Raw genomic sequence first — 4,668 nt, 5'->3', positions numbered from 1 at the left:
CGGGCCCCCCCCCCCCGCCGGGGCGCCCGCGCCCCCGCCGGGCGCGGGCGGGCCGGGGCCCCGGGCCGGGGCGGGGCCGCGGGGCGGGGCGGGGGGGGGGGCCCGGGGCTGGTCAGATGCGGCACGCCGCCTCCATCCAGATGTCCGCGAGGGACTCCTCCAGATTGATCCGGGGGCGCCAGCCGAGCCGGTCCCGGGCGGTGCGCACGTCGGCCTGCTGCCAGGCCCCGCAGCCGTCCGGGTAGGGCGAGGGGGTTGCCGAGAGGTGCTCGATCACCGACTCGTTGGAGTTGCGCGGGGCGCCGATGGGCAGCCGGGGCGGGGGCGCGTCCAGCTCGTGCAGCGCGCCCGCGAACCCGGCGACCCGGGCGAGGACGGCGGCGGCGTCCCGCAGGCGCACGGCGCGGCCGGTACCGATGTTGACGACGCCCTGGGCGGCGGAGAGCGAGGCGGCGTGCACGGCGCGCGCGACGTCGCGTACGTCCACGAAGTCGCGCTGCACGCCGAGGCCGCTGAGCTTCAGCTCGCCGTCGCCGGACTGCATGGCCCGGCGCATCGCCTCGGCCAGCCGTCCGAGCGGGGAGCCGGCCGGGGTGCCGGGGCCGACCGGCGAGAAGACCCGCAGCACGACCGCGTCGAGGCCGGAGCCGAGGACGAGTTCGGTGGCGGCGAGCTTGCTGACCCCGTACGGGCCGCCGGGGCGCGGGACCGCGTCCTCGGCCGTGGACGAGCCGGGCTGCGAGGGCCCGTACTCGGAGGAGCAGCCGAGCTGCACGAGCCGGGCGGTGCAGACGCTGCGCCGCATCGCCTCGCAGACCGTGGCGACGGCGACGGTGTTGTGCCGGGTCAGGTCGCGGGCCCCGCCGCGGGTGGCGCCCGCGCAGTTGACGACCACTCCGGGGTGGACCGCGTCCAGGAAGCGGGTCAGCGCGCCGGGGCTGCCGCTGGCGAGGTCGAAGCGTACGTCGGCGTCGTCGCCGCGGCCGAGCGCCGTGAGGTGCACGGCGGGGTCGGCGAGCAGCCGGTCGGCCACGAAGCGGCCGAGGAAGCCGTTGGCTCCGAGCAGCAGAACCCTCATCGCTCGCCTCCTCGGCGCCGACGGCCAGCTGCCGGGGAAGGGGATTGGGGGGTCATGTCCGGTGTCTCCTTGGGGATGTGGGTGCGAGGGAAGGGCGGTGACCCGCGGCGTCGGCTCCGCGGGGCAGGCGTTGGGGGTGATGTGACTGGTGTGGGTTACGCGGCGACCGGGCCTTCGTCGCCCGGTCGGGCGGTGCTGTGGGCGGATGCGCGGGAGAGGACTGCGGTGGCCGCGATGAGCAGTCCGAGCGCGGCTCCGCCGCAGGCGACGGCAGGCACGGCTGCGGTGCCGGACGTCAGGACGAGGAGGTCGACGGGGCGGGCCAGGAAATGCAGCCCCGGCAGCCGTCCGGCCAGCACCAGCGCGGGGGCCAGTGCCTCGACCGCGCAGGCGGCGGCCAGTCCGCCGGTGGCGGGCCCGGGGAAGCCGTGCACGGCGAGCAGCCGGGCGGCCAGGAGCAGCAGCCCGAGCGCGCCCGCCCCGGCGTACGCCCCGCCGCCCCCGTACAGCAGGTGGGCGAGGTACAGCAGGGCGACGAGGGCGCAGAGATGGAGGGCGACGGCCCCGAGGAGCAGGGGGCGCACGCCCGCGCCGAACTCCTCCAGCGCCCGGCTGCCGATGAGCCGTCGGCGGGCGTGCACGGAGAAGAGGTGGGCGCACCAGGCGGCCGGGGCGATCGCGAGGGCGAGGCCCAGCAGCGGGGCGGGGGTGAGCTCCCAGGGGCCCTCGGGACCGCCGCTGAGCACCTGGCCGAGGAGCGGTTCGCCGTACAGGACGTAGCCGAGGAGCCAGCAGGTGTACGCCGTGGCCGTGCCCGAGGGGCGGGCTCCGGTGCGCAGCGGGCCGCTGCGCAGGACGAGCGCGAGAGCGGTGAGTACGGCGAGGGCGCCGGCGAGGCCGATCGCGAGCCGGGCCCGTCCGTCGAGCGCTTCCTCGGTGAGGGCGAGCGCTCTCAGGGTCGCGGCGCAGGCGGCGCCCGGCAGGAGGGCGCGCAGCGTCCAGGCGGCGCGGGCCGCGGTGTCGCGCGCCGGAGCCTCCGGCGCGCTCGTGCGGCCGGTCGGCAGGCCGGGCATCCGGGCGAAGAGTTCCTCGGCGAGCGAGAAGACGTCGCGGTGGCGGTAGCGGGCGGCGGTGCGGTCGGTGACACCGCGGGCTTCGAGCCCGGCGGCGAGCTCCAGCGGGTCGACGGCCCGTTCGCACAGCTCGCGATGGCGGTGCATCAGCGAGCGCACGGGGTCGGCGGGGCCGCGGCGCACGGCGGCGGTCCGGCGCGCCGGGTGCCCGGGGGCGGAGCAGGCGATCTCGGGAGCGCGCACGGAGCCGGGGGCCCGGGGCGCCACGGGTTCGCCGGGCGCCGCAGACGTGCCGGGGGCCGCGCACGTGCCGGATGCGCCGGACGCCGCAGACGTGCCGGGCACCGCAGGCATATCGAACGTGACGGGCGCCGCAGGAGTGTCGGACGTGCCGGGCGCCGGGGGCGCCTCGGATCCGCCGGGTGTGCCGGACACTCCGGTCGGGCCGTCCATGGTGCTTCCTCCGTGCTCGTCGCCGCCCGCCACGCTGCCGTCCGGACCGGGGGTCCCCCGTCCCGTCCGCTCCGTCTCACACATCGCGGCCACCCGCTCCCCGTGATCCCGCGCAGACGCCCCGGCGCGCGGCGGCCCAACTGGGGGTGCGGCAGGCGGCGGACCGGACGGCGTCCGGGGCGGGCCAGGCGTCCAGGACGTGCGCCTCCGGCGGGGTGGCGAAGGGGCGCGGCCCGCCGTCGGCGTCCTCCGTCGCCGCCTGCCCGCGCACCGGGGCCCGCGCGATCAGCTCCAGGTAGAGGCCGTGGAAGGCCGCGAGGTTCTGTTCGACGGTGAAGAGTTCGAGCGCCCGGGCACGCGCCGCCGCACCGAGCCGTGCACGGCGCTCGGGGTCGCGCAGCAGCGCGAGACAGGCGTCGGCCAGCGCCCCGGGGTTGCGCGGGGGCACCACGAGCCCGGTGCCGCCGATGGTCTCGACGACCGCGCCGGCATCCGTGGAGACCGTGGCCCGGCCGCAGAACATCGACGCGACGAGACCCGCCGGAAAACCCTCGGCCACGCCGGACAGGACGACGACCCCGCCCGCCGCGTAGGCGTCCGGCAGCTCGGGCACCCGGGCCCCGCCCAGCTCCTCGAAGGAGACCGGGCTCGCCGCACCCGGGAACAGCCGGGCCGCGAGCGCCTCGCAGTGCGCGAGGTGGCCCCCGTCTTCCGGCCCCGCCGCCGGGAGGCCCGGCGTACCCGACGTACCCGGCGCACCCAACGCCTCCGCGGCGTTCAGGGCGCCCGTGGTGCTGATGATCCGCAGCCGGGCCCCCGGCTCGGCCTCCCGCACCAGCGCGAAGGCGCGCAGCAGCGTGACCAGGTCCTTGGCGGGCTCGATCCGGCCGACCCAGACCAGGGTGTTGTCGGGACCGCAGTCACCGCTCTCCCCCAGCGCCGTGAAACCGTCGCGCTCCATGCCGGGACGGACCGTGCGCAGCTTCGCGCGGTCGGCACCGCACCGCTCCTGCCAGCGACGCGCATGGGTGTTGCCCGCGGTGACGATCGTGGCCTGCCGGTACACCTCGGTGACCAGCCTGCCGTGGAAGCTCGCCAGCAGGGCGCGCGCCGGCGCGTTCAACGGGGTGCCGCTCGCGGCGAGGTAGTGCTCCCGCAGCCGCACGCCGCCCTCGGTGACGAGCAGCGGCGTCCGGAAGAAGTGCTTGGCGAGCAGCCCCGGGAGGGCGGCGGCGCCGCCGGAGGCCGCGTGGCAGAGATCGACCGCGCCGAGGCCCTCTTCGTCGTACCAGTCGAGCGAGAGCGGGCGCAGCGCCCGGCCGAGCTCCTGGGCGAAGGCGAGGAGGTCGGGGACGGTGGCGCGCTGGACGGTGCGTCCGGTGCCCCGGGCGCGGCAGGCGGCTTCGAGCACCTGCACGGCGGACTCCGAGCGGAGGGCCGCGGCCAGTCCGCCGTACTCGCGGGCCAGTTCGGCCAGTCCGTACAGGCCGTCGGTGAACCGGGGGTCGGTGTCGGCCGGGCTCCGTACGACGGTCTCGTCCTCGCCGCCCGCCGCACAGACCGAGGCGGCGAGATCCGCGAGCCGGTTCGTGAACCACTGCCGCTCACGGCGGCCGTACGGGCGGGCCGCGGTGCCCGTCGCCATCCGGGCGAACAGGCCCTTCGGGCTCCGGGGGCCGGGGAGGTATTCGTCGGCGCTCCACAGCGGCGCGGTGCGCATCCGCCGCACGTGCGCCGGGAGCGGGAGCCGGCCCCGCGCCTCCTGCTCGACGGAGCGGACGAGCGCGAAGAGGTCGAACTCGTGCTGCGGGAGTCCGCGTACCAGCCGGTCGCACCAGAGCCCGGACCCACCGGTCGCATACGGATAACCACCGTCGGTGAGAAGTCCGATCCGCACGAGTACACCCCCGCTCTCCCTTGTGGTGGCCGCCTCGGGAACGGCGGCTCACAGCGGGAAGACCGTAAGCGGATACGCCGGTGGTGGGGGGGGCGGGGGGGGGGCGGGCCCCCCCACCACCGGGGAAGGGGCAAAAACCACGCCACACCCCCCCCAAAGGTAGAGGG

Annotated in this window: 3 protein-coding genes; all 3 read right to left on the bottom strand. The window is 77.5% G+C overall.

All coding sequences use genetic code 11. From position 1 onward, the window contains the following. Positions 1 to 112: 112 nt before the first annotated feature. Positions 113 to 1,078: an NAD-dependent epimerase/dehydratase family protein gene (locus ACFCV8_RS35460; protein WP_376689665.1), complete on the bottom strand. Its 966-nt coding sequence runs from the start codon at positions 1,076 to 1,078 to the stop codon at positions 113 to 115. A gap of 155 nt (positions 1,079 to 1,233) precedes the next feature. Beyond that, positions 1,234 to 2,505, bottom strand: coding sequence for a hypothetical protein (locus ACFCV8_RS35455; protein ID WP_376689664.1), 1,272 nt, complete (start codon positions 2,503 to 2,505; stop codon positions 1,234 to 1,236). A gap of 175 nt (positions 2,506 to 2,680) precedes the next feature. Next, on the bottom strand, positions 2,681 to 4,501 hold the full coding sequence (locus ACFCV8_RS35450) for a DUF3492 domain-containing protein (protein WP_376689663.1): 1,821 nt from the start codon (positions 4,499 to 4,501) through the stop codon (positions 2,681 to 2,683). Between the last annotated feature and the right edge of the window lie 167 nt (positions 4,502 to 4,668).

This window comes from Streptomyces sp. NPDC056347 (assembly GCF_042262625.1).
Classification (GTDB): domain Bacteria; phylum Actinomycetota; class Actinomycetes; order Streptomycetales; family Streptomycetaceae; genus Streptomyces.
The sequence above is the reverse complement of the archived record's forward strand: the minus strand, read 5'-3'. Positions and strand labels throughout refer to the sequence as shown.

Excerpts from the sequence above, each read along its gene's own strand:
- ACFCV8_RS35460 (WP_376689665.1), bottom strand. The coding sequence starts at position 1,078 with ATGAGGGTTCTGCTGCTCGGAGCCAACGGCTTCCTCGGCCGCTTCGTG.
- ACFCV8_RS35455 (WP_376689664.1), bottom strand. The coding sequence starts at position 2,505 with ATGCCTGCGGTGCCCGGCACGTCTGCGGCGTCCGGCGCATCCGGCACG.